Origin of the sequence: Crocosphaera watsonii WH 8501, assembly GCF_000167195.1 — a bacterium.
GTDB lineage: Bacteria > Cyanobacteriota > Cyanobacteriia > Cyanobacteriales > Microcystaceae > Crocosphaera > Crocosphaera watsonii.
Genome location: NZ_AADV02000012.1, coordinates 16,916 through 42,698, shown reverse-complemented (window position 1 = coordinate 42,698; position 25,783 = coordinate 16,916). Strand labels below are relative to the sequence as shown.

Annotated in this window: 32 protein-coding genes and 2 pseudogenes; 15 read left to right on the top strand and 19 right to left on the bottom strand. The window is 37.0% G+C overall.

Annotated elements, in window-relative coordinates; genetic code table 11:
* The first annotated feature begins 699 nt into the window (after window positions 1–699).
* Window positions 700–1,278: a PEP-CTERM sorting domain-containing protein gene (locus tag CWATDRAFT_RS39795; RefSeq protein ID WP_007305436.1), complete on the top strand. Its 579-nt coding sequence runs from the start codon at window positions 700–702 to the stop codon at window positions 1,276–1,278.
* 162 nt (window positions 1,279–1,440) lie between these two features.
* On the opposite strand, the gene CWATDRAFT_RS12995 is transcribed toward CWATDRAFT_RS39795, so the two are convergent.
* Window positions 1,441–1,704: a type II toxin-antitoxin system Phd/YefM family antitoxin gene (locus CWATDRAFT_RS12995; protein WP_007305434.1), complete on the bottom strand. Its 264-nt coding sequence runs from the start codon at window positions 1,702–1,704 to the stop codon at window positions 1,441–1,443.
* A gap of 139 nt (window positions 1,705–1,843) precedes the next feature.
* On the opposite strand from CWATDRAFT_RS12995, the gene CWATDRAFT_RS12990 reads away from it, so the two are divergent.
* Together CWATDRAFT_RS12990 and hflX are read left to right on the top strand one after the other, a co-directional pair.
* Window positions 1,844–2,212, top strand: coding sequence for a YkgJ family cysteine cluster protein (locus tag CWATDRAFT_RS12990; protein WP_007305437.1), 369 nt, complete (start codon window positions 1,844–1,846; stop codon window positions 2,210–2,212).
* 21 nt (window positions 2,213–2,233) lie between these two features.
* Entirely contained in the window at window positions 2,234–3,946 is a 1,713-nt protein-coding gene (hflX, locus tag CWATDRAFT_RS12985) for a GTPase HflX (RefSeq protein WP_190273844.1), read from the top strand.
* Between the two features lie 166 nt (window positions 3,947–4,112).
* Here the strand turns inward: hflX and CWATDRAFT_RS41350 are convergent, their stop codons facing one another.
* A complete protein-coding gene (locus tag CWATDRAFT_RS41350) occupies window positions 4,113–4,313 on the bottom strand; it encodes a Uma2 family endonuclease (RefSeq protein ID WP_007305433.1) in 201 nt (66 codons plus the stop codon).
* Window positions 4,274–4,480, bottom strand: a complete 207-nt coding sequence (locus CWATDRAFT_RS41345; protein ID WP_326997415.1) for a hypothetical protein — start codon at window positions 4,478–4,480, stop codon at window positions 4,274–4,276. The genes CWATDRAFT_RS41350 and CWATDRAFT_RS41345 overlap by 40 nt, the downstream gene beginning before the upstream one ends.
* A 177-nt stretch (window positions 4,481–4,657) precedes the next feature.
* Here CWATDRAFT_RS41345 and CWATDRAFT_RS12975 point away from each other — a divergent pair, with 177 nt between their 5' ends.
* Window positions 4,658–5,002 carry a hypothetical protein gene (locus CWATDRAFT_RS12975; RefSeq protein WP_007305439.1) on the top strand — a complete coding sequence of 115 codons (345 nt, stop codon included), beginning with the start codon at window positions 4,658–4,660 and terminating at the stop codon, window positions 5,000–5,002.
* Window positions 4,999–5,184 carry a hypothetical protein gene (locus tag CWATDRAFT_RS12970; protein WP_042711489.1) on the top strand — a complete coding sequence of 62 codons (186 nt, stop codon included), beginning with the start codon at window positions 4,999–5,001 and terminating at the stop codon, window positions 5,182–5,184. The genes CWATDRAFT_RS12975 and CWATDRAFT_RS12970 overlap by 4 nt, the downstream gene beginning before the upstream one ends.
* A 26-nt stretch (window positions 5,185–5,210) precedes the next feature.
* On the opposite strand, the gene CWATDRAFT_RS12965 is transcribed toward CWATDRAFT_RS12970, so the two are convergent.
* From CWATDRAFT_RS12965 to CWATDRAFT_RS12935, 7 genes and pseudogenes are all read right to left on the bottom strand, one after another.
* Window positions 5,211–5,480: a YciI family protein gene (locus tag CWATDRAFT_RS12965; RefSeq protein WP_007305432.1), complete on the bottom strand. Its 270-nt coding sequence runs from the start codon at window positions 5,478–5,480 to the stop codon at window positions 5,211–5,213.
* A gap of 105 nt (window positions 5,481–5,585) precedes the next feature.
* Window positions 5,586–7,378: pseudogene (ltrA, locus tag CWATDRAFT_RS41340) on the bottom strand (group II intron reverse transcriptase/maturase).
* An 890-nt stretch (window positions 7,379–8,268) separates the two neighbouring features.
* Window positions 8,269–8,604, bottom strand: a complete 336-nt coding sequence (locus tag CWATDRAFT_RS12955; protein ID WP_007305428.1) for a type II toxin-antitoxin system RelE family toxin — start codon at window positions 8,602–8,604, stop codon at window positions 8,269–8,271.
* Between the two features lie 10 nt (window positions 8,605–8,614).
* Window positions 8,615–8,851, bottom strand: coding sequence for a hypothetical protein (locus CWATDRAFT_RS12950; protein WP_021832019.1), 237 nt, complete (start codon window positions 8,849–8,851; stop codon window positions 8,615–8,617).
* A 376-nt stretch (window positions 8,852–9,227) separates the two neighbouring features.
* Window positions 9,228–10,235: a PEP-CTERM domain protein gene (locus tag CWATDRAFT_RS12945; RefSeq protein WP_007305427.1), complete on the bottom strand. Its 1,008-nt coding sequence runs from the start codon at window positions 10,233–10,235 to the stop codon at window positions 9,228–9,230.
* A gap of 33 nt (window positions 10,236–10,268) precedes the next feature.
* The gene (locus CWATDRAFT_RS12940) at window positions 10,269–10,910 is read right to left on the bottom strand and encodes a transposase (protein WP_007305426.1); all 642 of its coding nucleotides are present in this window, start codon (window positions 10,908–10,910) and stop codon (window positions 10,269–10,271) included.
* 64 nt (window positions 10,911–10,974) lie between these two features.
* Window positions 10,975–11,556: a helix-turn-helix domain-containing protein gene (locus CWATDRAFT_RS12935; protein ID WP_007303150.1), complete on the bottom strand. Its 582-nt coding sequence runs from the start codon at window positions 11,554–11,556 to the stop codon at window positions 10,975–10,977.
* A gap of 63 nt (window positions 11,557–11,619) precedes the next feature.
* Here CWATDRAFT_RS12935 and CWATDRAFT_RS12930 point away from each other — a divergent pair.
* Window positions 11,620–11,811: pseudogene (locus CWATDRAFT_RS12930) on the top strand (hypothetical protein); the annotation flags it as partial.
* Between the two features lie 140 nt (window positions 11,812–11,951).
* Here the strand turns inward: CWATDRAFT_RS12930 and CWATDRAFT_RS12925 are convergent.
* Complete coding sequence (locus tag CWATDRAFT_RS12925) at window positions 11,952–13,328, bottom strand: NF041680 family putative transposase (RefSeq protein ID WP_007305425.1); 1,377 nt, start codon at window positions 13,326–13,328, stop codon at window positions 11,952–11,954.
* A gap of 79 nt (window positions 13,329–13,407) precedes the next feature.
* Here CWATDRAFT_RS12925 and CWATDRAFT_RS12920 point away from each other — a divergent pair, with 79 nt between their 5' ends.
* From CWATDRAFT_RS12920 to CWATDRAFT_RS12895, 5 genes are all read left to right on the top strand, one after another.
* A complete protein-coding gene (locus tag CWATDRAFT_RS12920) occupies window positions 13,408–13,788 on the top strand; it encodes a hypothetical protein (protein WP_007305441.1) in 381 nt (126 codons plus the stop codon).
* 127 nt (window positions 13,789–13,915) lie between these two features.
* Window positions 13,916–14,563, top strand: a complete 648-nt coding sequence (locus CWATDRAFT_RS12915; protein WP_007305442.1) for an ATP-binding protein — start codon at window positions 13,916–13,918, stop codon at window positions 14,561–14,563.
* Between the two features lie 136 nt (window positions 14,564–14,699).
* Window positions 14,700–15,017 (top strand): hypothetical protein, encoded by a 318-nt coding sequence (locus CWATDRAFT_RS12910; protein WP_007305443.1) that lies wholly within the window; start codon window positions 14,700–14,702, stop codon window positions 15,015–15,017.
* Window positions 15,018–15,667: 650 nt separating this feature from the next.
* Complete coding sequence (locus CWATDRAFT_RS12900) at window positions 15,668–16,651, top strand: hypothetical protein (RefSeq protein WP_198138982.1); 984 nt, start codon at window positions 15,668–15,670, stop codon at window positions 16,649–16,651.
* Window positions 16,617–17,822 carry an AAA family ATPase gene (locus CWATDRAFT_RS12895; RefSeq protein ID WP_007305445.1) on the top strand — a complete coding sequence of 402 codons (1,206 nt, stop codon included), beginning with the start codon at window positions 16,617–16,619 and terminating at the stop codon, window positions 17,820–17,822. Before CWATDRAFT_RS12900 ends, CWATDRAFT_RS12895 begins: the two co-directional genes overlap by 35 nt.
* 70 nt (window positions 17,823–17,892) lie before the next feature.
* Here the strand turns inward: CWATDRAFT_RS12895 and CWATDRAFT_RS39775 are convergent, their stop codons facing one another.
* The 7 genes from CWATDRAFT_RS39775 to CWATDRAFT_RS41755 all read right to left on the bottom strand — a co-directional run bounded on the left by CWATDRAFT_RS39775 (window position 17,893) and on the right by CWATDRAFT_RS41755 (window position 21,506).
* Window positions 17,893–18,066, bottom strand: a complete 174-nt coding sequence (locus tag CWATDRAFT_RS39775) for a hypothetical protein (protein ID WP_021829562.1) — start codon at window positions 18,064–18,066, stop codon at window positions 17,893–17,895.
* Window positions 18,067–18,353: 287 nt separating this feature from the next.
* Complete coding sequence (gene rpmA, locus CWATDRAFT_RS12885) at window positions 18,354–18,617, bottom strand: 50S ribosomal protein L27 (protein WP_007305424.1); 264 nt, start codon at window positions 18,615–18,617, stop codon at window positions 18,354–18,356.
* Window positions 18,618–18,658: 41 nt separating this feature from the next.
* Window positions 18,659–19,045 (bottom strand): 50S ribosomal protein L21, encoded by a 387-nt coding sequence (gene rplU, locus CWATDRAFT_RS12880; protein ID WP_007305423.1) that lies wholly within the window; start codon window positions 19,043–19,045, stop codon window positions 18,659–18,661.
* 145 nt (window positions 19,046–19,190) lie between these two features.
* A complete protein-coding gene (locus CWATDRAFT_RS12875; protein WP_007305422.1) occupies window positions 19,191–20,249 on the bottom strand; it encodes a hypothetical protein in 1,059 nt (352 codons plus the stop codon).
* Between the two features lie 204 nt (window positions 20,250–20,453).
* Window positions 20,454–20,612 carry a hypothetical protein gene (locus tag CWATDRAFT_RS41765; protein ID WP_007305421.1) on the bottom strand — a complete coding sequence of 53 codons (159 nt, stop codon included), beginning with the start codon at window positions 20,610–20,612 and terminating at the stop codon, window positions 20,454–20,456.
* A gap of 12 nt (window positions 20,613–20,624) precedes the next feature.
* Complete coding sequence (locus CWATDRAFT_RS41760; RefSeq protein WP_007305420.1) at window positions 20,625–21,089, bottom strand: hypothetical protein; 465 nt, start codon at window positions 21,087–21,089, stop codon at window positions 20,625–20,627.
* Window positions 21,090–21,227: 138 nt separating this feature from the next.
* Complete coding sequence (locus tag CWATDRAFT_RS41755; RefSeq protein WP_007305419.1) at window positions 21,228–21,506, bottom strand: hypothetical protein; 279 nt, start codon at window positions 21,504–21,506, stop codon at window positions 21,228–21,230.
* Between the two features lie 220 nt (window positions 21,507–21,726).
* Here CWATDRAFT_RS41755 and CWATDRAFT_RS12865 point away from each other — a divergent pair, with 220 nt between their 5' ends.
* The 4 genes from CWATDRAFT_RS12865 to CWATDRAFT_RS12850 all read left to right on the top strand — a co-directional run bounded on the left by CWATDRAFT_RS12865 (window position 21,727) and on the right by CWATDRAFT_RS12850 (window position 25,231).
* Window positions 21,727–22,077 carry a rhodanese-like domain-containing protein gene (locus tag CWATDRAFT_RS12865; protein WP_007305446.1) on the top strand — a complete coding sequence of 117 codons (351 nt, stop codon included), beginning with the start codon at window positions 21,727–21,729 and terminating at the stop codon, window positions 22,075–22,077.
* Between the two features lie 66 nt (window positions 22,078–22,143).
* Entirely contained in the window at window positions 22,144–23,235 is a 1,092-nt protein-coding gene (hrcA, locus tag CWATDRAFT_RS12860) for a heat-inducible transcriptional repressor HrcA (protein ID WP_007305447.1), read from the top strand.
* Window positions 23,236–23,346: 111 nt separating this feature from the next.
* The gene (locus CWATDRAFT_RS12855) at window positions 23,347–23,901 is read left to right on the top strand and encodes a TRAP transporter small permease subunit (protein WP_007305448.1); all 555 of its coding nucleotides are present in this window, start codon (window positions 23,347–23,349) and stop codon (window positions 23,899–23,901) included.
* Window positions 23,885–25,231 carry a TRAP transporter large permease gene (locus CWATDRAFT_RS12850; RefSeq protein ID WP_007305449.1) on the top strand — a complete coding sequence of 449 codons (1,347 nt, stop codon included), beginning with the start codon at window positions 23,885–23,887 and terminating at the stop codon, window positions 25,229–25,231. The genes CWATDRAFT_RS12855 and CWATDRAFT_RS12850 overlap by 17 nt, the downstream gene beginning before the upstream one ends.
* 2 nt (window positions 25,232–25,233) lie before the next feature.
* Here the strand turns inward: CWATDRAFT_RS12850 and CWATDRAFT_RS12845 are convergent, their stop codons facing one another.
* A complete protein-coding gene (locus tag CWATDRAFT_RS12845) occupies window positions 25,234–25,602 on the bottom strand; it encodes a hypothetical protein (protein WP_007305418.1) in 369 nt (122 codons plus the stop codon).
* Between the last annotated feature and the right edge of the window lie 181 nt (window positions 25,603–25,783).

Below are 25,783 nucleotides of genomic sequence, written 5' to 3'. Positions count from 1 at the left end.
CTGNTGGGAAGAATACGTCTAAATCTTCTTAAGTTGGGAGCCAGAATAAAGATTAGTTGTAGAAGAATTATTATCGCTATAGCTAGTGCTTGTCCTTATCAAGATATTTTGTCTATTGCTAACAAAGGAATTAAAACTATTCCTAATACTGGATAAGTAGAATAAGTTGTTTTTTAAAAAAGATATCTATCATAAGTTGTTGACTGACTGATACTTTCATTTAGTCTTATTTATCGTGGAGAAAATCAAAAGTTAATATAATTATTCCCTCTTAAACTCAATTTTTGGATAATCAAAGTCAATTTTTTTATTCATCTATATTCAAAATTTCTATTAGTCCTAAAAATTATCATTTTTTATCTCTGGATTGGGCTTTCAAATTAATTTGTGAGAAATCCGGGTCTACGGTAAAGGCAAAAACACCTACCGCATTCTTTTCACCGTCGTTGAACAAACGGTGCATATCCTCTATGTTAGGCACTCCGCACAAAAACCTCTATCCCCAGAGGATGACCAGCAACCCTAAACCTAAAGCAAATATTAAGTTTGTTGACAATACTTTGACAAAATCAACGGGGGGGGAGGATAGGAGCGTTTTCAAAACTATTTTTAGATTAATTCTAGTTTAAGAGTTATTTTGCTCTTATATAGTGATTAATCTTGTAATTTTACAGATTTTATTTTGAGGATTTGCATTCGATGAATAGATTAACTAAACTTGCATTAGGAACAGTGGCTGCTTCTAGTGGTTTGATGGTAGCTTATGCACCTGCTCAAGCTGCTTTGCTGGGTGATACTGTCAGAGCAGAATTCACTGCTGCTGGTATTGGAACATTCCTGGATGAAACAGATACGGTTGTTGACCCAGGGACTGAATTTAGTTTACCTTTCGGGTCAAATGGCCTTGAACTTGATGTCAAAAATGATTCTTTTGATATTATTTACGACCTAGGAGTAACATCAGGTGTAGGTGCTGACACAACTTGGATTTTGTCTGATCTTGACTGGGTAGATACTCCTGGAATTATTACAGGTGTGACCTTGACATCAGGGGATGCTAGTTTAATCTCTGGTATTTCTTTTACTGATGATACTATTACTATTGACTTGCTCAGCTATACAGTTCCCCCACAAGCAGCCGTTGAAACATGGTCATTTAATATCGAAACCTCGAAGGAAACTGTACCTGAACCATTAACCATTTTAGGTAGTTTAACCGCTCTGGGATTTGGAGGATTTTTTAAAAGAAAACTTAACAAGAAGCGTAATCTTGGTTAAATTTTCAGATAACAATTTAATTGATTGATTTGTAGGGACATAATAATTAAGGATTGATAGAAATTCTTTCTTGAATAATTTTTTTTAGTTTTTTCTTTAATTTTTGGTTAAGTTTATTAACATCTTTTTTAGCTTCTTTGGTAAATCAGACTTGATAGACCATCAATCAGTATCTCCCAAGACTTCATCTAGGGAGTAAGTCTCATTATTATTAATTTGTTCTAAGGATCTTTGTAAGCTTTCTCTTAATTTGGGAATAGAAAGTAATTCAATGGTTTCTTGTAAGCTTTCATAACTTTTTTGGGAAATAAGTATAGCAGAATCATTTTGATTTTGTATTTCATAAATAACATCGTCTTCAGTAACAGATTTGATCAGATTGTTTAAATCTTCTGGATTATTTGTAATGTTTAGCTTTTGTCTCATATTATTTGGTAAAATCTCTTAAAATTAAATGGTCTTGTAGAATATCATACTTAATCAATGAGATAAGATCAATTAAAATTATAGGAAAAGACTAAAAATGATATTAAAATAAAAAAAGAAACTCAAACATTGAAACTTCATGAAGACCAAAATAGAAACATGGAAATGTGTAGAAGGGTGTGGAGCCTGTTGTAACTTAGATCCAAGCGATCGCCCCGACTTAGAAGACTATTTAACCCCAGAAGAATTAGACCATTATTTAAGTTTAGTGGGAGAGAAAGGTTGGTGTATTAATTTTGAGCAAGAAACTCGAAAATGTTTAATTTATGAACAACGTCCCCGTTTTTGTCGGGTACAACCAGATAGTTTTCAAGAAATGTATGATATTGATCCCTCTGAGTTTAACGACTTTGCCATTGAATGTTGTCGCCAACAAATAGAAGGAGTTTACGGAGGCAAAAGTACCGAGATGAAACACTATAATAGAGAAATTACTCAAATTAACTAACCACAGTAAGGAGGTTCGCCCATCGATACCATTTACGGAAACCTGCAAGGGTTAAAACCCAACCAAGTCAAGCAGTTAAAACGACTTTATCATCAAAAACTACGGGGCGATCGCTTCACGTCTCCAGAGTTTGCCGAAAGACTGGCCGCCGTAAGTTCGGATCTCGGTCAAGGGGTATGCGCCTATATTAACCGTCGTGGCCAGGTTATTCGGGTAGGAGTTGGGACCCCTAGACAAACCCAAATACCTGCCCTAGAATTGCCACGTTATGGGGCTGAACGGCTTTGTGGTATTCGCTGCATTGCCACCCAACTCAAAAGCGATCCCCCCAAAGAGTCTAGTTTGACAGCAATGGTACTGCAACGTCTGGATAGTTTGGTGGTGTTGTCCATAACCTCAGAAGGGAAAACGCGACGAGGTGGTGGGGCTACAGGGTATATTAAAGAGGCTTATATTGCTCATTTACTGCCCCCTTCAGAGTTTAACCCCAACCATGCCTATTACTGGACTGTTTCCCCGGCCATGACCATAGAAACCCTCTCAGAACAAGACTTTTTTGGCTTAGTAGAAGGGTTAGAAGAGGAGTTTAGTCGGGAATATGTGGCCCAACAGGTAGAAGGAGATCACGAACGGGTTCTTATCGTTGGCTTACAAACAGATAAAATGAGCGATCGCGCGTTTGCTGAGGAGTTGGCCGAGGTAAAGCGACTGGTGGACACTGCTGGTGGTGAAACCGTGGAAACCATCCAACAAAAACGCCCTAAACCCCATCCTCAAACCCTTGTGGGAAAGGGTAAGGTAGAAGAGATCGCTTTACGGGTGCAAACGTTAAGGGCTAATCTAGTGGTGTTTAGTCTGGACCTATCTCCTGCACAAGTTCGCAACCTGGAAACCCAGTTAGGGGTTAAAGTGGTTGATCGGACTGAGGTTATTTTAGATATTTTTGCCCAACGGGCCCAGTCACGGGCCGGTAAGTTACAAGTAGAGTTGGCCCAGTTAGAATATATGTTGCCTCGGTTGGTTGGTAGGGGTCAAGCTATGTCTAGGTTAGGGGGTGGTATTGGTACCAGAGGACCAGGGGAAACCAAGTTAGAAACGGAACGTCGGGCCATTCAAAAGCGTATTTCTCGCCTACAACAGGAAGTTAATAAGTTACAGTCTCATCGTTCCCGTTTGCGTCAACAGCGTCAAAAACAGGAGGTTCCCAGTATTGCGATCGTTGGTTATACCAATGCAGGTAAGTCAACCTTGATCAATGCGTTAACCAATGCAGAAGTCTATACCGCAGATCAACTATTTGCTACCCTTGATCCCACTACTCGTCGTTTATCTGGTATTGATGATAACACAGGGCAACCTTACACTTTCTTGTTAACAGATACGGTAGGATTTATTCATGAGTTACCCCCATCTTTGGTTGATGCGTTTCGCGCTACTTTAGAAGAGGTAACAGAAGCGGATGCGTTGTTACATTTAGTTGATTTATCTCACCCTGCGTGGCAACATCATATACAGTCGGTGATGAATATTTTACAGGAAATGCCTTTAGTTCCGGGTCCCATTTTATTAGTCTTTAATAAGATTGATACAGTAGATGGAGAAACCTTAAAGGTTGCACAAGAAGAGTATCCTTTAGCTGTGTTTATTTCTGCCAGTCAACGGTTAGGTTTAGAAACGTTACGTCATAAGTTAAGTCAGTTGGTTCAATATGCGTTAAAGAATTCTAGTTTTTAACAGTTATCAGTTATCAGTTATCAGTTATCAGTTATCAATTTAAAATTGTTTGACTGTCTATCTCAATATCCCGAAAAGCTAAGGGAGAAATAACACCTTGAGTCAAGTTAAATTGTTTTAAATAACAATTATTTTCTGGTTTTTGAAAGACTATTAATTGACCGTTTTAAAGGTGAATAACCCAATACTCTTTAATCTTAGCAAGAGCATAAATTTTTTGTTTGGTATCAAGATCATATTTTAATGTGGTGTCTGAAACTTCAATCAGTAACTCAATATCTTCTGGATAAGGGTGACGATTATCATAACGTTCTAGGGGCAGTTTTGCTATGACAATATCTGGTTCAGGTTCAGAATCAAAAAGCATAATCGGATGTGCCTCAAGATGATTGCTTTTCCTCTTAATTTTTCTCTGAAATAGTCGGCAAGCTTAAAAGTAACTCTTCGATGAAAGGGTTTTTCTGGAGTCATTTTCATGATTTCTCCTGCAATTAACTCCACTCTTTTTTGTGATAGAATACCAGCAGTAATCATGTTATGATAATCTTCTATTGTCCATTTTACTAATGTTGGCATAGTCATAACTTAAGTATGATCTTAGGTTTCTTGATTATTCATAAATTTTAACACACTTTTTTATATTTACTTTCAATATGTAAAACAATACTGTACAATAAAAAGTAGTCAAATAATTAAAGGAAATTGTGACTTTTGGCTAAACTGTCTCCCGAATCATTAACCAAAATTTTTAGTTTACAAAGACGATTAATAGAATTGATTGCTGAAATAAAAATAACAGAATTTAATCTGTTTGAACAATATGGTGAAACAGAGGAGACACTACCAGAATTAGAACAAATGCAGAACTGTCTCGAAAGATTGACAAATCCTTACTCTCGCCTCCATACCTTAACTTTAAGAATTGCTGAATACTATCCCATCGCTCCTTCTGCTATCCTGGAATTATTGGATGAAACCATTGAACAAGCTGAAATATCAGTGGATGTGGTAGAAGCCAGTCTATCTGAAACTAAAAAAAACTGGGGTTTATCATGACTAATAAATCTTATATTCCCGATCTAGAAACAAGAAGTAAAAATGTTACTCAATGGAGAGAAGCTTGCAGAAAATTAGATTTAGTGACCTTGATGTTTGATGAATTAATTGCCATTATAGAAGCTGATTTACGCCAGCAAAAGTTAGAAAAACTACAAAATACAAATAAGTCAGAGAGATAAACTATTACGACTAATTTTCAAATTGATTAAAAAGCTTGTATCCATTCTTTTATTTCATAATCTGTCCAAATTCCATTTTTCCAATAGGGATCATTTTCAATTAATTCCTTGACTTTTTCGGCGTTTTCTGCATCATAAATACCGAAAACTTTAGTATTATCTTTAGTGGGTCCAATGGTAATTAAAATACCTGCTTCTTGTTGCTGTTTTAAACCTTCTAAATGATCTTGACGGTAAGGAGTTCTTTTTTCTAAAGCATTTTCGCAGTAACTACCAAATAAAACGTATTTAGGCATAATTTTAACCAATAAGAAATAATTAGGGGTCGAAAAGGTAATCGCTTACCTCTCCTCCCATTCCAAACCGTGCATGAGACTTTCACCTCACACGGCTTTCGGCAATTAGTCCCTTGTCATGGGTACTGTTAATACATCGTCTTTCCATTTATAGCCATTATCTAGCCAATCATAGAGGTAGTCATTTTTGCTTTTGACATCATGACAGTGACGATGCAGGGCTTGAAGGTTGTTGTAGGTATCCTTTCCACCTTTCGATTTAGGGATAATGTGGTCAACTTCTATCAAGTCTTCAGGCGTAAAGTGTTGCTTGCATTGAGGACATATACCTTTTTGTTTCTTTAAGAGTTTTGAAACCCTATTTGGTGTCCCAGTATATGCACCTCGTATGTATGCTCCAGTATGTCCAGTTTCCGTCATAGGGCTATGCTTCAAGCTTAACCAGTTGATGTCTCCTTATTTCCGTTTCGGCATGGTGGTAAAGGACACAATCCTTGGTTTGGAACGTCCAGAGTCCGTGTTTTCCGTTTGAGAAATATTTTCTGAGAGCTTTATTCAACGTTGTCTTTTTCTTTTTCCTGCTGACTGTCCATGCTCTAAGCATATTCCATAATATGTGGGCTTCGGATGAGAACGTTTCCTTACTGGCTACAGTTCGGTAGTAATTGCACCATCCTCTAATTATGGGGTTTAATCTTGCGATTAATGCTGCTTGTGGGGCTTTCTTGTTGGCTTTAATAACCTCTTTGATTGCCTCGTGATGAGCTAGTATTTTCTTCTTGCTTGGTTTGATTATTGTCTTGAATCCAATGATTCTGGGGTGTTTACCACCTGTATTACCTGAGTGGTGTTTCCCAACGGGGTATGACCTGATATTGAATCCAAGAAAATCAAAGCCAGGGTCAACGATTTTGCCATCCTGTTTGATACTTTTTAAGGTGTGTCTGATGGAGGTCTTTTCTTGTTTTAGTTCCAGTCCAACCTTTTCTAACCATTGCGCAATCAGTTTTTTACATTGTAGAATAACGTCGTAATCCTCATGGAGAATTACAAAATCATCGGCGTAACGGATGAATCTGGGTTTAAACCTTCGATTTATAGAGCCACCCTCCCTTTTCTTTGAATTGGGGAAGTGTTTTTCTAAATCTTTTATCATTCCGTGTAGTGCTATGTTAGCCAATAGAGGGCTTATAACACCACCTTGAGGTGTACCTGAATCGGTTTCCTCAAATATGCCTTTGTCCATAACACCACATTCCAACCATTGTTTGATGATTCTTTTGATGTTGTGTGGACACTCTACTTTGGACAGTAGGTAATCATGATTAATCTTGTCGAAGCATTTGGCGATATCAGCATCTAAAACATATTTGGGACATTGATTGATTGTCGAGAATATTCTGCCGATTGCGTCGTGTGCGCTTCTGCCTGGACGAAAACCATAACTGGTTCCTTCAAATTGAGCTTCCCATTATGGCTCTAAGGCTGATTTAACCAAGGCTTGCATTACTCTATCTTTTATGGTGGGTATCCCCAAGCCACGTTTTTCATCTCTTCCAGGTTTGGGAATCCAAACTCGTCGGAGTGCCTTTGCTTTGTAACCCTTAAATGCTAGTTCTTTAACTAACTTTAACCTTTGGTTAGGGCGTAGTGCCTTTTTCCCGTCAACTCCAGCAGTTTTCTTGCCTTGGTTGTCTTGGGTCACTTTGCGTATGGCTAAGAGCTTTGCATAATGTGACTTTAACAGTAACTTTTGAAGCTGTTTAGCTTTAACTTTATTACCTGATTTAACAGCTTGAAATATTCTTTTTTTGAAGCTTAAACACTTTTCTCTGGACTTTTGCCCAGTTGATTGTGTTCCATTCTGGCGTAGTCTTGATTATACTCGCATTCGACATATTTACCTCTAATTGAGACTATTTCTTCTAATTAACCAGCAATACGTCAGCATATCCATACTTATTGCAAGTAGGCATTAGCAACTTAATTGCTTCTCACCCCCATGACCCTTGCGCTTAAGTTTGTCACTACTTATCTACTCGACCAGTGATAAGAGCAATCATGGGGTTAATTCGTTCCGTTGGTTTGGGTGTATCGATTTTAGGTTTCATCTTTCCCCCAGGTTAATTTTAGGAATCTGTGTGGATGAGTTACCTAGCTTTCCACTTTTCACCTTGTTCTTTTTGAACGCAGCCTATCAAACAGTTTTGGCTACTTAGTTGTTTTGAGGGTTCAAGTCGAGGATTCAACGTAATGTTTAACCATGACCGATTAACTAGAGGAACGTCTTGCCATGCTGTTTCATGACGGGTTCCCCTTTTAACCCTGCTTCCATCCTGGGTTTACTATGTCCAAAACGGAGGGTTATGTCGTTACTCTTAGGATTACTCCTTTGATTCCGAGTTTGGCTCCTTTAGCCAACAAACCAACAGTTATTCAGATTTCTAGGTTCTGAACGGGCTACACGCTTATACTTTAGTACAAGATTTCTAGCCCAACGAATCGCACAAATAAGACAACTATAGCAATCAGTAATGGTTCATGAGATTCTCGAGATCCCCCCTTTAGTTCCCCCCTTAAGACCCCGTCGTTAACGACGGGGTTTGGGGGTTAGGGGGGATCAGTTTCAATATTAATTCTCACAACTGATAACTGATTGCTATAGGAGAGGATTATAACATGAATTAACACAATACAACAACGGTTAAATGTAACAGATTGGTTAACATTGACTCTCGTGATTTTAATACATTAATAACACAGGTTAATGGAAGATAAAAGTGATAATTTATTGGTTAAAAGTCTCTTGAATTAATCTTTTTATTTCAGTGGAACTAATTGTGATTTGATCTGATTTTGCATAAATAACTAAAAGTAAAATTAAGGTTGGTGAGATAACTTGATAAATCAGACGATAACCACCACTTTTGCCACTAGGAATATCACTATTTTTAGCTCTTACTTTAAAAACTGTAGCTTTAATATCAGTGATTTGTTCTCCAATCAATATCCCTTCTTGTAATTGTTTAATTATAGGAGCAATATCTTTCTGTATGCTTCGATAGCGTTTAGCTAGTTTTTTAATGCGTTTTCTAAAGGGTTCGGTAAATCTAATTTCTACCATATCTGTTATTTTAGTCTGTTTCTTGCCAAAGTTCTTCTAAAGGAAAAGTTTTACCAATTTTTCCATCTAAAAGACTTTGCTTTAAATCATTTAAAATTTCTTCTCGACTATCTTCTATTTCTTCAGATTCAGATAACTGAACTACGATAGTTTTCCAAAGTTCTAAAGGAATTAAAACATCAGTTTTTTCTCCTTTCTCATTAGTAACATAACGTATATTATCTTTTATCTCTTTAAAAATCATCATAAATAGTCCCTTTTCTAATTAACTTTAGTTGTAAGATAGATATATATAGTCTGTTATTATAGCAAACTTTTTAGTTAATATTTGTTCACCCGATCATAAAAATAATAAAATCTATCTTTTCAACAAAAATGGTGGGTTACGACGGATACTTATACTCTAATTATAACCTAAATTATCCCCGTCTAACCCACCCTACTACTACACTGTTTCTACCCAATAAAATATATCTCTCAATAATGTTTGATTAACAAGTATTAAAAACTCAAAAATATACCCTGTATTGACTCAGAGGATATTTAATCATTTTGTTAGTTTATTTTTATTAGAATTGGTTTAGGGAACAAGATTGGCAAAGAACAATTTTAAATTGCATTTTTTATTTGCTTTCTTTTCTAACGGCTTGACTAAGGCCAAAAAGACCAAAAGTTAATAATCCGATAATAGAAGTAGGTTCAGGGACTGTGGGTGGTTGTTCGTTAACACCTGCAACGGCTGTGATATTAATACCAGCAAAGAAAATATTATCATTGTTACTGGGGTTTTCGGTATCAATGACAATTTGGCTATCCCCTGCACTGAGGAAGGGCGTTAAGTCATACAATTCATCATCCGAACGGGGATTCGTTGGACCGGCAAAGGGATCAGCCGGGTTATCGGAAGAATCACCAAGTCCTCCAACAGTAATTAAGCCCCCATCACTATTTTGTATACCATCATCCTCGCCTCCTGCTGCGCTGGTAAGACGAGTGCCATTAATATCGACTAGAGAAAACTGATTATAACTGACCGATTGCTGTCCAAAACCAATCCCCAAGGATAATAGGGCTTCAAAATCTGGGTCAGCCAATTGATCCGCTGTTAAAGGTTCGGCTAAGTTTACTGAAGTAGTATCTCCGGCAGGCTCTGTACCACCATCTAAGAAGGCAATGGTTCGTTCAAGTTCACTAGGGTTACTGTAAACAATAGCTAAAACCTCTCCGTCAATATTGTTGTTAGGGCTTTCACTATTGACAGTGAAATTGAAAAGGGAGTTGCTCCCCCCGCCAATAAGAGCGGCAACCTGACTGGTAACATCAGTTCTAAATCCAGTTAAATTAAACCCAGTAAAGCTTCCTAAATTTGTCCAATCCGCCCCACTATAGATGGTCCCTTCAAAAGTGACCGTTGGGACAAAGCTATTATTATTCAAGAAAGTTGTGCTATAAAGAAAGGCTTTTTCTACGGTTGAACCTACTGGTACATCGGCTGAGATAGTACCTACTGGTGTACTGTTGCTACCCACTGCATCGATTGACCAGTTTCCCTTTCCATTAAACTGAAATGAGGACAATAAAGCTGCTTCAGCACTGCAAGCTAGAATCAGACTTCCACAAGTCAGTAACATCCCTAGTGCAGCTTAGCAAAAATAATCCACCAGTCACTTATGATCTTTAAAGCCCTTAAATTTCCAAACGAACGGCTTAGCAAAATGTTGATTAAAGTAATCAATAAAATTGAGAATTTTTTGGGATAGTTCTTCAGTTGAACGGACAGTAATTCTTTTGAGTAAACGCCGGACTAAGATCGAAAACCAACACTCAATTTGATTAAGCCACGATGTATGTTTGGGAACATAAACAAAGCGAATTCGATGAGATTCATCTGATAAAAAATCTGCTCTGCTGTCCATAGATTGCAAAATCCCCTCCTTTCCTTTTCTCCCCAAATCAATAGTAATTCCACAGCTTTCTGCTACTAATTTGACTAAGCTTTCCGATTTATGAGTGTTGAGTTTATCTACAATAAAAATCCATTCTGCTTTTTCATCAATCTTAATCGTTCTCTGGATATGTTCAGAAAAATCTTGTTCTGTTCTTGTCGGTCCAATAGAGGGACTAACAACTTTTCCTCTTGCCACATCCCAGTTCGCAATCAAGCTTAAAGTTCCGTGTCTTTCATATTCAAATTCGATTTTTTCTACTTGTTTAGGCTTGATTCTTTTGTTCGGAAATAATCTCTCAAGAGCTTGAATCCCTGTCATTTCATCTGTACTAATTAAATGAATTCCTTGTTCTAACAAAGTTTTAGCTTCTTGATGAAGTTCACAGATATATTTGACTTGCTTTTTAAATTTTAAGGGATCATCAATTTTGGCATTTAACCAGTAACGAACGAGATGTGGTTGTAATGTCGCTTCTTTTTAAAAAACGCCCCACACTACGGGGGGAAATCTTTTCGACAATTCCTCTTTTTATGGCTTCATCCGCCAACTCTGAAGGTGTCCAATGGCTCACTGGTCTGTCTGATTTTTCACATTCTTCACAAGCGATCGCTACAATCTGGACTACTTGTTCGACCGTAAAGGATTTTGTTGTTCCAGGTCTTGGGCGATCGCTTAAAATTCCTTTGATCAAGACCATTAATGCTTTCTCCGTTACCTGTTGTTCTTCGGCGGCACTCAGTTTTTCTCTCTCCTCAAACCATCGCGATCGCCACTGACGCACTTGTACTCGGTCTAATTCTAATCTTCGACTAATCGAACTATTGCTCTCTCCTGATGCTGCGGCTAAGATTAGCTTGGCTCGTCTAACAAGGCGATAGGGGTTTGTTGTCCCTCTCACTATTTGTTGGAGTACTGTTTTCTGTAGGTTGGAGAGGTTAATTGGCAATGCTTTTATCATGGACATCAACTTCGAGATTCGTCCGTTAGTTTCATTGAAACACATTGTCGTGGCTAGTCACGAAAGTTTCTGTAAAAATCTGGTGGATTACTTTCGCCAAGCTGCACTAGTTTGGATGAAAAAGGTCTAGAATATATCAAAGAAGTGACTGCGAGCTTGGATGCTTGGCACGAAGCTAAAGCTGCGATCGCAGAGGCAAGACAGATTATTCTTCATAAACTAAATTTAATGAACTGGGTAGCAAATTTTTTGGACTTTGGACAAAAAAAGTTTGTTAGCGTATATTTTACGCTAAACTAAAATCCCAAAATATCGGCTCTGTATCAGTCAATAAAATTGGCTGACAAATAGGGCTAATCTATAGATTCTGAGGAAAACTAAGGAGCTTTTAAGTTTTCAGTTGATTTTTTGCTCCCTTTCTTGATAACATCATGACGAGTTCATGGGGCTTTTTTGTAACCTTTAATACGTCCGGAAGAAAAACCTCGACGTTTGGGAAATTTGGCGAAAGTCCCCAAGGTCGTAATTATTCTTGAAAAGTCTCTTTGAACTAGACTAGGGGTGATTTTGATGGATTTATTAGTCTTCAAATACTGTTCCCAATCACGGGGTAAAACCACAGCTAATTTTCTGGCAGCCCACAAATTTACATAAGAAAGAAGTGTTAGTTTAAACCAATTTTCTTCATGATGTACATCGGGAGTTAAATAAGATGTCATCAATAATCTTTGTTTACCAAATCGAAAAAGATGTTCCATGTCATAACGTTGTCGATAACACTGATAACAATCAACTAAACTTAACTCATCGCGCCGAGAAGCAATAACAATAAGCCACATAGGTTTCCAAATACTATTTCTTTCTTGATCTCTGACAACAATCTGGAGTAAAGTAAAGGGGTGATTGTTCATTTTATAGTTTTTAGTTCCTCTCATTAACATCTGTTTCCATCCCGAAATAGTCACTGTTAATTGACGACCTTTTTTCGTTGTAAAGGGAACATGATGAACTTCATCAGGTTCAGTCCAAGTTTGGTCATCTTTAAGGTCAAATTTATCCCCATACCAACGGGGATGTCCCGAAGTTTTGGCTTGATTTGGGTCCCGAATAAATTGACGATAAAAAACTCGGTCACTTCTAACTCTTGTAATAGTAACTACGTCTTCATGCTTAACTTGTTCCCCAATAAAATCCTTTTGGCTGTAGTCACTATCAGCCACTAAGACAGATAATTTATCAGAAAATAAAGAACTTTGCCAGATTTTTTTTAGTTGTTGATTGCCTTGATTTACTCCTTTATGTTTAGAGAGGACTCGCTCTCCTGATAAGGGGACAGCCCAAGGGACTTTTTCTGTGTCTATTTGGTCAGGTAAAGCGCAGACAACGGAATAACAATGTCCAATATTAATGGGTTTATTTCCCTTAATTGGATTGGGGTAATGAATAAAGGTTTTATCCGCTAACGTTCCGGCAAACCGTCGTGGACAGGGAGTTGTGTCAATACCAAATAAGTTATAATGTTTTGAAGTGGGAGGAATTGTTCTCGATACCGCTGAAAATAAAGTCTCAATTCTCTGTTCATAATTAGGGTCAGTTTGAGTGGGTAAAAACTCTTGAATTCCTCTATATAAACTGTTATAATCTCTTCTAAATAAAGGATTGAGAGACAATTCAACGACTGAGTGAGCTTGTTGGTTACTGGAGAGGGCATCGAGTAATTCTATAATAGTTTCTTTTCTAGCTTTTAGTCCTTGGAAGAGGTTAGACCTCCACACCAGGAATTCCTCGACAGACGTAGCCGTTTCATTTTTGGTCATTTTTAAAATTTATTACCTTATAAATTAGCGGAATATATACGCTAACATCAAAAGAGGTTGTTTGTTACAGTCAAGGCTAATGTCATCACATTCCGAACTTAAGACCAGTCAAGATGTCCACCTGAGAGCCAAACAAATTAAGAGTCTAATTCGCTCTCTTAAACAGAAAATAAAGAAAATTGAACGGGAAGGGGAAGTAGCACCAGCTAATTGTCATATTATTCGTTATCAGGTTAATCGAAAGGGAACAATCTACTGGTATTATAAACTACAGGCTGCTGAATCAATTTTTCCTATGGCCACTAATAATGAGAAAAAAACCAAATATAAATATTTAGGACGAGCCGGAAGTTCTGCTCATATTGATGCTGTAGAAAAACTCACTAGAAGAAATCTCATTGATGAATTAGAACGAGTCATTCAATCTCTAACGGAAAGCTACTTAGATATCTATATTTGAACCGAAACTGAATGAAGCTATTTAATATTTAAAATCCCCTAAAAAGATGGAAAGAGAGTTTTTAAAATCACCTTAATTCTCTATTTTAGCTCTGGAGATATGTTTAGCGTAAAATTTACGCTAACAATTGTTTTTTATCCAAAGTCCAACCTTTGAGATAGAAGATAGGTTACAGGAATTAGTGGATCACGGTGATCGCTTGATTGTTATGTTAGATGAATTTGAAGCAATTAGTCGACGACTGGAAACATTTAATGACTGGGGGGAAGAGTGGCGATCTAAAGGTTGTGCCGGTCTTTTGACCATGGTAATCTTTAGTAAACGTCCTGTCAGTGAACTTTATCAAAGCTTAAGTTTAACCTCTCCTTTTGCCAATATTTTCAGTACCACTATTCTCGGTCCATTAGAAGAGAAAGCTTGGCATAATTTAGTAGAAGATGGCTTTAATAATGATGTTGCACCGTTATCATGGATTGATGAATTAGCTGGTGGACTGCCTTATTATGTGCAGATGGCAGCCTCATTATGGTGGCAATATAGGGATGATGAACAAGCAAAAAAAGAGTTTATTTTCCAAGCAACGCCAAGATTTCAGGAACTTTGGAAAGATTTAACAGAAATTGAACGTCATGCTTTACGGTATGCTGCCGATGTTTCAGGGTTAACAGTTCGCAATAGAGCTATTATTGATATACTTAAACGTCATGGTTTATTGCGTCAAGAGGGTGGTTTATTTAGTAGTGTTTTTGCAGAGTTTATCAAAAATCAACGATAAAATAATGCTAATGCAGTATCCCAAGTCCGTAGTAAAGGCTTTAGCCTTAAAAAGTCCACTACCCAGTGCTTTAGGACTAAAGTCCTTACTACAAAACTTATTATTTTAGCTAAAGAAGGGATACAAGAAAAAAATTATGACTGAAACAAAATTAACTCCGAAGGTTCCCACAAAAAGAATATTTACTGAAAATCAATGGACACAAGAAAAACTTGATCAGTGGAAAACTGAAATAGTAGAATATCGCCAGCGTTGCCAATCAATTTTTAATCGTCTTCAGCCAGAATTAATTAAAACTCACTATAATTGGTACATAGTAATAGAACCCGAAGGTGGCAGCTATATAATTGAGCAAGATAAAATGAATCTTCTTAAGAAAATACGTCAAATTTACCCCAATAAGAAAACGTTTCTCTTTCAAATTAATGAAACAGGGGTTTCTGATACACTATGATTCAAGGAACATTGAAAAATGGGGATGAGAATATAATTGTAGTGAAGTGTCTCAGCTAAAATGAGTCAATAGGAATGTGAGTATCTTGCTCACTATACTAACAAGAACAGAAATAAATTTTGTCTCATTTTTATTGAAATTAACTATACCAGCGAGCAAGATGCTCGCACTACCTTCAATCTTTTATTAACAAACATTCTATGAATCGTTTTCTGCGCGAAACTTGGGAATTATTTTATTGGGCAATGTTTTGTCCTTCCAAGCTTCAATTGCGTATTAACTTTCGTTTCCTCGCTCAGTACTTTCTATTATTACTTGTCTTCAGTCTTCCTATACTTATAAACATGGCTGTCAACAGTCAAAATGTTAATTTGTTGCACATACTCTTGGTCTTACTAGCAGGTTATGGTGCTAGTTTTTGGTGTTTTACTTTAACTATTAGCTTATTTATTCGTTTAATCTGGTTTATTGTTTATCTTCAACTAATCTGGTTTATTGTTTATCTTGAGCAACCTGAAATTTTTTTTAAATGGACTAAACAAAGCACAGGAAATTATAGCACCTTTACCTAGACTATTCATACCGTCAATCCCAGTCAGTGTGGATACAGCAATAGTTTTTTTTTATTTATCATTACTATTATTACTTGGTTGTCCAGCTTCTTTTTCTTTTTTCATAAGGATAAACGAAACGCTGGTAATGCTGGTTTGGCGATCATTTTGATACCAGGAATAATAGTCGTTGTTATGGTCGGAGCGACTATAGCAATGGCGTTAGTTGCCTCAGTCGGAATGATAGCTCTCGTTACAGTCGGAATGGCAGTCGTTGTTGCGTTCGGAGTGGTGGGAGTTACAAATTTACCCTTCCCCCTGTTTATCTTGATCTGCATTTTAGTCGCTTTTAGTCTTGCACCAGTACAAGGAAAATGGTTAGGGATGATCATAGCCGGAACATTAACTGCTCTTGGCTTTGAAAAATTCGGTTTAAATTCACTGTTAATCATTCCTATCACATTAGCCACTTATTCTCGACTGTTTCCAGATTATTTACTCTTAACAACTATCAGCGTCTTCCCATCACTCCCTTTCATTAAGCGTTTTGCCCTCAAACCCCTACAAACTTTAAAACGGCTTCCGCCCTACACAACAGAGTTACTCTGGCTACCTTTACCGAATCACGATCGCATTTTAGCGGCTGCTTTCCGTCAAGATGTTTCAGCAGCAATGGAAACCTTTAGGCAAATGCAAAGCCAACCCTTACCTGGTTTCCAAAGCACCATAAAACAAGCCTTACCCCAAATTATTGCCGATCAATTAACCACCGTCAAAACCTTGGCTGAACTGGTATCTGTTACCAAGGCAGAACATCCTTTATTACCGTTACTCGTTCCAACCTTTTATCAATCAGACAATGAAGGAGAAAACGCTCCTAAATCAGAACTTTCACCCTATATTAAAGCAGAACTTTCTATCATTTTCCCTCGCTTACAAGGGATTGCCAGGGATGTTGAGGCAGCCCTTGAAGCAAGTAATGCAGCCTTACGAGAACGGGGTTTAGAGCGCGTTCTCGTAATGCAGTTAGAAATTAGAAAGGTTATCTATGCAACTCCCAGGACTAGGACTGAAACCACCTGAGATCAAGCGTTGGCAACCTGTGATTACTAGATGGCAGCGAGTCATTGAACTTGAACTAGAAGAACAGAAAAAACAGTCCCAAGGAGAACAACTCAACCCCTTTCAGGTTGGCAACCCTGTCCGTATTAATCGCGATCGCTTATTTAAAGGTCGCCGCAAGTTCGCTGATGATATTGTACGCCGTATTCTGAATCGCGATCGCCCCACCCTCATCCTCTACGGGCCTCGTCGTTGTGGTAAAACCTCTTTTTTATATAACCTTCCCCGTATGTTTCCCAGTGACGTATTGCCTATATTCCTGGATATGCAAAGCGCAGCCATTACCAGCAGTGAAGCTGATTTTTGTCAAGGTTTAGTCCGGGCTATTTATAAAGATAGCAAAAGTCAAGGGGTTTTATTACCCACACCTCCAAAACGTAACCAGTTTCAAGAGAGTCCTTACACTGTTTTAGAAGACTGGTTAGATGAAGCATTGGAGAAACTAGAAGATAGACAACTGTTACTTAATTTAGACGAATTTGAAAAGATTGGTACAGCTATTAATGAAAAACAAATAAGCTTAAGATTGTTTGATGAACTGCGTCATCTGATTCAACATTACGATCAATTATGGTTTCTTTTTTCTGGTGTCAAAACCCTAAAAGAAATAGGACCAAACTGGAGTAGTTATTTTATCAGTGTGGTTCCCATGGAAATGCTTTATCTTGAACCAGAGGAAGCAAGAGAATTACTATTAGATCCCGATCCAGACTTTACATTGCGTTACAATGAAGGTATTGTGGAAGAAGTGTTGAAACTGACCCGTTGTCAACCCTATTTATTGCAACTTTTGGGGGCCGCAATGGTAACTCAAGCTAATCTTCATCACACCGATACTATCACCCCAGAACCATTAAAAGCTGCTATCGAAGACGGTTTTATTAAGGGTGAACCCTATTTTACGAATATTTGGACAGAGTTTACCGGTGAGTCAGAAGAGGAGATTTTAGCAGGACAAAGTTTACTGTTGAAGTTAGCTAAAGGAGAACAACCGAATAAGAATAGAGATGATATCAGCGAAAAAGCTTTACAATATATGTTAAGACATCACATTATTGAGGAAATAGATAGTCTATATGACTTTGAAATTCTCTTAGTTAAAATGTGGGTAAAACAAAGGGCGAACGCCTAGTAATGATTAATTATCCATCATTGAAGCTTGCCTACCGCACAAATGAAAGTCATACAGACTTTTTGATTATTTAACATACCTGTAACATGGAATGAGAGGGGATACTGCTGGGCTTAGATTGTGGTTTTTCTTCTATCACTTGAGTTTCTAGAACATAGCAAGAAATATTGATCTCCCTGACCATGTTTTCCGCTTGTTCTTTAGACAAACAAACATATAAGGGGTAATTTCCCAGTTCGTTCATAATTACATATCCTTTCATGAGTCATCATCCTTGGAGGTTTCAAATTTGGTGTTAACTGTCAGGGAAGGAAATGAACAACAGTGCAGTGTTTTGATTTGGTTAAGATTTCTGATAAATAATATATATTAAAACACTATATACCAATTAGTCCATAGGTTATGAAAAAAGACAACCCAAGTTTAGGAAGTTAAGGAATAATTTAAGTAGTAATTAGAGGTGGGCAAGTCAGGAATAGACTCAAAGCCATCATAAAGCCCTAAAATGCTTGCCCACCCTACAAGTTGCGGTTATTCAGCAGCTACAGGATAAACGCTGACTTTTCTGCGACTTTTGGTTTTATACTCAAAAGTAACAATACCATCAATTAAAGAGAAAAGGGTATCATCTTTACCCCGCCCTACGTTGTTTCCTGGGTGAACTCTAGTTCCCCGTTGACGAATGAGGATGTTCCCTGCTTTGACCACTTGGCCACCATAGCGTTTAACCCCCAGTCGCTGGGCGCGAGAGTCCCGTCCGTTTCTGGTACTTCCTGTTCCTTTCTTGTGAGCCATAATTCAGTTATCTCTCTTGTAATATTAGTTCTATTTTAGAGTTATTCTCCCTCGGTGGTATCTGGAGTTGTCTCTGGAGTAGTGTCTGGAGCAGTATCTACAATAACAGAACCATTAACACTGATAGAATTAATCATCAAACGACTTAATTCTTGACGATGACCCCGTTTTTTACGGGTTTTCTTTTTAGGACGCATTTTATAAACGATTATCTTACGTCCCCGTCGTTCTTCCATCACCGTTCCTTCTACCGTTGCCCCCTCAATAAAAGGCTGTCCAATGGTTACCTCATCGTCATTGTTGATCAATAAGACCTTATCAATAACATAGGAACCATCTTCGTTGGCAGTGAGACGATTGAGATCATAAAAACGGCCAGGCTCAACACGGAGTTGAGTTCCTCCAGCCTCAATGATTGCATAACTCATAATTTTGTTCTTGTTGTAGTTGCCGTACAGGTAGCCCAAAGCTAAACTTTTTGATAGCTTTGTGCTTTTTAGTTATGTCATAACCTGATCCGAGCATCGAATCAGACACACAATCTATTATCGTAAAACATTTTAGTTAATTACGTCAAATTTGATGTTCATGGCTAAAATTAATAAAGACCATCCCTGTTTTCTTATCGCTCAACAATTTTTTATACTTCTCGTAAATATCTATCCCTGGAATGGGTTCTTTGAAGGCTTTAGGCTGTTTATATGTCCCGAAGGGATACTCTTTACGAATACTGAGAATAGCTTGATAAGGTTTATACCATTGTCGCAGCACTCTTACTAAGTCATTAAACTTTAAATAGAGAATTCCATGACGATTATATAGAGCTATAAATTGAATCATTAAAGCGTAGGTTTCTGGGGTACTTTGGTTTTGATCGAGTTCAATAACATCCCGTAATTTTTCAAACATACTATAATTATGATTTACCAAGGAAACTAAATCCTTAATATCTAATAAATCACGTTTGTCTAGATTACGAATAAAATTAGAGATGACCCGTAAAATAGAGTAGTCATCCAGTTGATAGGCTTTAAAACGGGATAACAATTGTAGCCCTAATTCGTTGTTCGATAATTTATTAAGATATTTAACGTAGTTTTGGAAGGCTATTTTTTCTTCCTCTGTTTTAATTTCGGGTAAAGTATCAGTCAATCTAATCTGAAGTTGTTCACGGAACGCATTTGTATTTTCATGGTCATCTAATAAACGTTCTACAAAATTATAAAATTCTTGTTGTTTGAGACCACGATAGCGCAATTCAACTTGATCAATAGAGATAAAATAATGTTTAGCATCAATGGCCGCTTTCAACAATTGTAAACTCTCATAAAGTCCCTCATACTCATTGATATCGTTGCGCATTAAATAGTTTATCTTGGCAAAAGCCAAAAACTCTTTTTCAGCAAACTTCTCATCATCAATAGCTTGGGCCGTTTTCCCAAAAACCTTAAGCTCAGTCATGTGCTGGGTATGGGAGAGGAGGGTATCTTCTGGGACTTCTTGGGTACCAATCTTTCCTAGCAAGTCATCCATAAGACCATCTTTTCCCATAACGGAACGATTCCACCAAGGTGCCTCTTTATCGGAGTTTTGGGAAATAGATGTTACGGGAGTATCAGTGCTTTTATTCATGGGGTTTCTCTTCTAGATTCAAAGATATAAATATCAATTAGAATTCATCACGAGTCGCTTGAAATAGCCATCAAGATACTTGAGCTAATCAAAGCACCCAGGTTTTTACCTTTTACTAAAATATGGCTAGGGTTGATACAGTAGTCTTATTGTTCTCATAAATTACCAGGAAGTAACATTTTGATCTACAAACAGTCTAATTGATTAACTTTCATCCCCAAGATCAAGAAAAACCATACCTGTCTTCTTATCGGTTAACCACTTCTTGTACTTTGCGTAAATTTTCACCCCTGGAATAGCTTGTTTAAAAGCTTTAGGTTGCTTATATTGACTGGGGGGATGTTCTTGGCGAATACCAATCAAAGTTTGGTAAGCTTAATCCCACTTTTTCATCACATTCATTAATTCCTTAAACTTCAGATTAGAAAGACCATGTCGATTGGATAAACCAATATACTGAATCATTAAACCGTAGGTTTCTGGGGTACTTTGTTGTTCAGTAATTCCAATGATATTCTGTAATTTTTCAAAAACATCATAATTAACTCTTACCAATGAAAGTAACCCGTTAAAGTCCAATAAATCCCGTTTACCTAGACTTTGGATAATTTCAGAAATAACTCGTAAAATGGAATAGTCAGCTAGTTGATATCTTTTGAAAAGAGACAATAATTTTAATCCTAATTCATTATCTGATAATTGCTCGATATGTTCAGCGTAGCTTTGCAAAGCAGTTTTGCCTTCCTCTGTTTTGATTTGAGGGAGACTATCAGCTAATTTCAGATGAACTTGTTTTCTAAATGCTGCTTTATCTTTGTGATCCCATAATAAACTTTCCACAAACTGATAAAACTCTTGCTGTTTTTTTCCACGATACTGTAACTCTGTTTGGTCAATGGCGATAAAGCAATCTTTAGCATCAATAGCTACTTTAAGCAGTTTTAAACTCTCATAGATTCCTTGATACTCGTTAATTCCTTAACTCAATAAATACTTCATTTTAACAAAGACTAAGAACTCTTCTTTGCCAAACTTCTCACTGTCAATAGCTTCTATAGTTTTCGCAAAGACTGCCAGACTCATCATTTCCCGACTATACAAAAACACTGCACTTTCTGAGACTTCTGGTTTACTAAATTGTCTTGTCAAGTCTTCTAGCAGACTATCTTTTCCTATCACAGAATGATTCCACCAAGGCACGTTACTATGAGAGTCGACGGAGAGGGATGTCATCGGGGTGTATATATTTTGATTCATTGGGGTTTTTTCTCTAGAATCAGAGATTAGATATCATTTAGGATTTCATCTTTAGCATTCCCATAAATTCCCCTAAACTAACGCCCCGACCGAAACTGATCATAATTAGTTCGTTTTAGCTCATTTCTTGGCTATTTTTTGTCTTTAGCAATCCTGTCCAGAAAATTGGTTTAATAATCTGTTAATCTGTACTTAAATCTATTCACCATGTAATAGCCTAATGAATCAATTTCAATCCCCTCCTGTCATTAGCGTCGAGGAACTAGGAATACGGTTAGACCAAGACCCTGATGGGTTACAATTAATTGATGTTAGAGAACCACAAGAAGTGGAGATCGCCTATATCGAAGGATTTGAAGTATTGTCTTTAAGTAAATTTGAACAATGGTCACGAGAAATTGCTCAGAATTTTGATCCCCATAAAGAAACCCTCGTTCTCTGTCATCATGGAATGCGATCGGAACAAATGTGTCTTTGGTTACTCAACAACGGTTTTACCAATGTTAAAAATATAACGGGAGGTATTGCTGCATACTCTGCTAAAGTTGATAGGAGGATACCTCAATATTAATGACTAAAAACTGCTTTAATATTAACAATAATTTGATCAAGTCTTAGATTGACTGCTCTAACCATTATGAAAGTTACCACTTTATTAAATCAACGTCATCAAGACATTTTAAGAGCTACAGTAGAACATTATATTGCCACGGCCGAACCGGTTGGCTCAAAAACTTTAGTAACAGAATACGATTTTAGTGTGAGTTCTGCCACTATTCGTAACACTTTAGGAAAACTGGAAAAAGCTGGTTTTTTGTATCAACCCCATACCTCAGCAGGTCGTATTCCTTCTGATTTTGGCTATCGAATTTATGTAGATAATTTAATGATACCTGATCAAAAAAGTGCTAAGCAAATAAAACAAAATCTTAGTCAAAAACTCAAACAAAAAACCTATAATTTTGAAACAGCTTTACAAAGAGCAACGCAAATTTTAGCCAACCTGAGTGGCTATATTGCCTTAATTACTCTACCCCAAACTTCTCCTAATCAACTACGTCATCTGCAATTTATCCCCGTTTCTTCAAAACAAGTGATGTTACTGGTGGTAACAGATAGTTATCAAACACAATCTATTTTAGTTGACCTTCCTGCTACTTTAGTTAGAGATAATGAAGAAGCTCAAGAGTGGTTAGAGGAAGAATTAAATATCCTTTCCAATTTTTTAAACAGTGAATTAAAAGGCAAATCTCTATTAGAATTAAGTAATTTAGATTGGCAGCAAATAGACCAAAACTTTGTTAGTTATGCTGACTTTTTGAAAGGGTTACTCAAACAACTCCAAACTTATTTAAAAACATCTATCTCTACACAGATAATGATTCATGGAGTGTCAGAAGTTCTGAGACAACCAGAATTTTCACAGTTACAACAGGTTCAAATGTTGTTACATTTACTGGAAGAAGAACAAGATAAACTGCTACCTTTAATTTTAGATATTCCTGAATCTGAATTATCAAATAGACGAGTTACAGTAAAAATTGGCACAGAAAACCCTTTAGAGTCTATGCGTCCCTGTAGTCTAATTTCGGCTACTTATAGTCAAGGAGATGTTCCTGTGGGAAGTGTAGGATTAATTGGACCTACTCGAATGTTATACGAAAATACAATCCCCTTAGTAGAGTCAACTGCGGACTATTTATCAGAAGCTTTAGCCGCCATCAATTGAGGATAAATTAACATAAAATTGTTATCAAAACTATTAAAAATATATAAAATTGCCACGATTTCCCCTGTGCTGTATATTAGAATGCTAATCAGTTGAAATCGAGGTCAACCTTTGCAAAAGTTACTAAATATTGCCAAAATTATCGATACTATCAACGAATGGGTGGGAAAATTAACCTATTGGTTACTTCTTCTCATGATATTGGTTGGGGTTTGGAACGTTATCGGAAGATATTTAGGGAGATTGATTGGACAAAATTTAACCTCTAATGCCTTTATTGAGGTGCAATGGTATTTGTTTGATATTGTCTTTCTCTTGGGTGCTGCTTATACCCTGAAACACGATGAACACGTTAGGGTTGATCTTTTCTATAAAGATTGGTCACCAAAACGCAAAGCTTTAGCAAATTTTATCGGAGTTTTTATCTTTTTAATTCCTTTTTGTTTAATGATTATTTATTATTCTTGGGGCAATATTATTAATTCTTGGAAAATTTTAGAAATGTCTCCTGATCCTGGGGGACTTCCCCGTTATCCTATCAAGTCCATGATTATTGTTAGTTATGTTTTACTGATTTTTCAAGGAATCGCTGAAGCTATTAAAAATTGGGCCATCTTTACCGGTAAATTAAATCCCCAGGAGGAACACCATGATCCTAGCGTATGATTGGTTAGGCCCTTTAATGTTTGTTGCGGCCTTAATCTTACTTTCTTTTGGTTATCCTGTTGCTTTTTCTTTGGGTGGCGTTTCTATTATTTTTGCTATTATTGGAGTTATTGTCGGAGCATTTGACCCCATTTTTTTGAGTGCCTTACCTAGTCGAATTTTTGGCATCATGGGGAACTATACTCTTCTAGCTATTCCCTATTTTATATTTTTGGGTTCGATGTTAGAAAAGACAGGTATTGCCGAAAAATTACTATTAACGATGGGAATTTTATTCGGTAGGTTGCGCGGGGGAATAGCTTTAGCTGTGGTTATTGTAGGGGCTTTATTAGCAGCAACTACTGGGGTTGTGGCAGCAACTGTGGTGGCGATGGGGTTAATTTCTTTGCCGATTATGTTGCGTTATGGTTATAACAAAGAGTTGGCCGCAGGGGCGATCGTTGCTTCAGGAACTTTGGGACAATTAATCCCTCCGAGTATTGTTTTGGTTGTGTTAGCTGATCAATTAGGTATTCCCGTGGGTAGCTTATTTATTGGCTCAATTATTCCAGGGTTAATGATGGCTAGTGCCTTCGCCCTTCATGTTATTATTGTATCTTTAATTCGCCCAGATGTTGCCCCAGCTTTGCCTCCAGAAGAACAAAATATTGGTAAAAAAGCATTAATAAAACAGGTTGCTCAAGCCATGCTTCCTCCTTTATTATTGATTTTCTTGGTGTTAGGAAGTATCTTTTTTGGCGTTGCTACACCAACGGAAGCAGGGGCAGTGGGTGCTTTGGGAACCATTATTTTAGCTGCTTTTAATAAGGAATTAAATTGGCTAACTTTAAAACAGGTTTGTGATGCAACCTTACGCATTAGTACCATGGTGATCTTTATTCTCTTTGGCTCAACTGCTTTTAGTTTAGTCTTTCGAGGAGTTAATGGGGATCATTTTATGTTAGAAATTTTAACAAATTTACCAGGGGGACAATATGGATTTTTAGCCGTGAGTATGTTTACAGTATTCATTTTGGGCTTTTTTATTGACTTCTTTGAAATTGCCTTTATTGTTATTCCCATTTTTAAACCTGTTGCTGAAACCTTAGGGGTAGATTTGATGTGGTACGGTGTTATTTTAGCTGCTAACTTACAAACTTCTTTTCTAACTCCTCCTTTCGGTTTTGCCCTATTTTACCTCAGAGGTGTAGCACCACCAGATCTAAAAACAGAAGATATTTATCGCGGTGCTATTCCTTTTATTCTACTACAACTTTTGGTTTTAATGTTAATTATTATTTTCCCTTCTCTTGTTAGTTTTTTACCTTCCTTAAGTTCAGCACGAGGTTAAACTTATCTAATTTTAATCATAGAAGAGGATACCCAACCGATTTCGCCTTTTAACCTTCCTTCTAAAATTTCGACTTGTGTGACGAATTTTAGAATGCTATTTGTTGACAGTTCACATAATATTTTGACCTTAGCCCCAGATTCAATTAAACCTAGTTGATCCTCTGTTTTACTAATAACAATATTGGTTTTTTTCCAGGCCAAAGTTGCCCCATTCACAGGATTTTCTACAATGCCAATTCTATTATTCATTTGGGAAGATTGTTCCTCACACTCAGGAGGAGTTTCCGTATTTTGAGCATTAACGGGATAAGATATGGATACAAGAAGTAGTAAGCTGAGATAAGATGCTTTTGATTTCAGTAAATTCATGATACTCTTAAAAAACCTAATCCTTTTCAGAATATCTCAACTTTTTAAACAAAGATAAGCAAGAGATCAGCGCTATTTCATGATCTTGATCACTAATAAATATAGAGTTGACAAATACGCTCGAATGTGCTGGTAATTAATAGGACGTTAAGATTTGTAAGCATTAAACAGATTTCTCTAA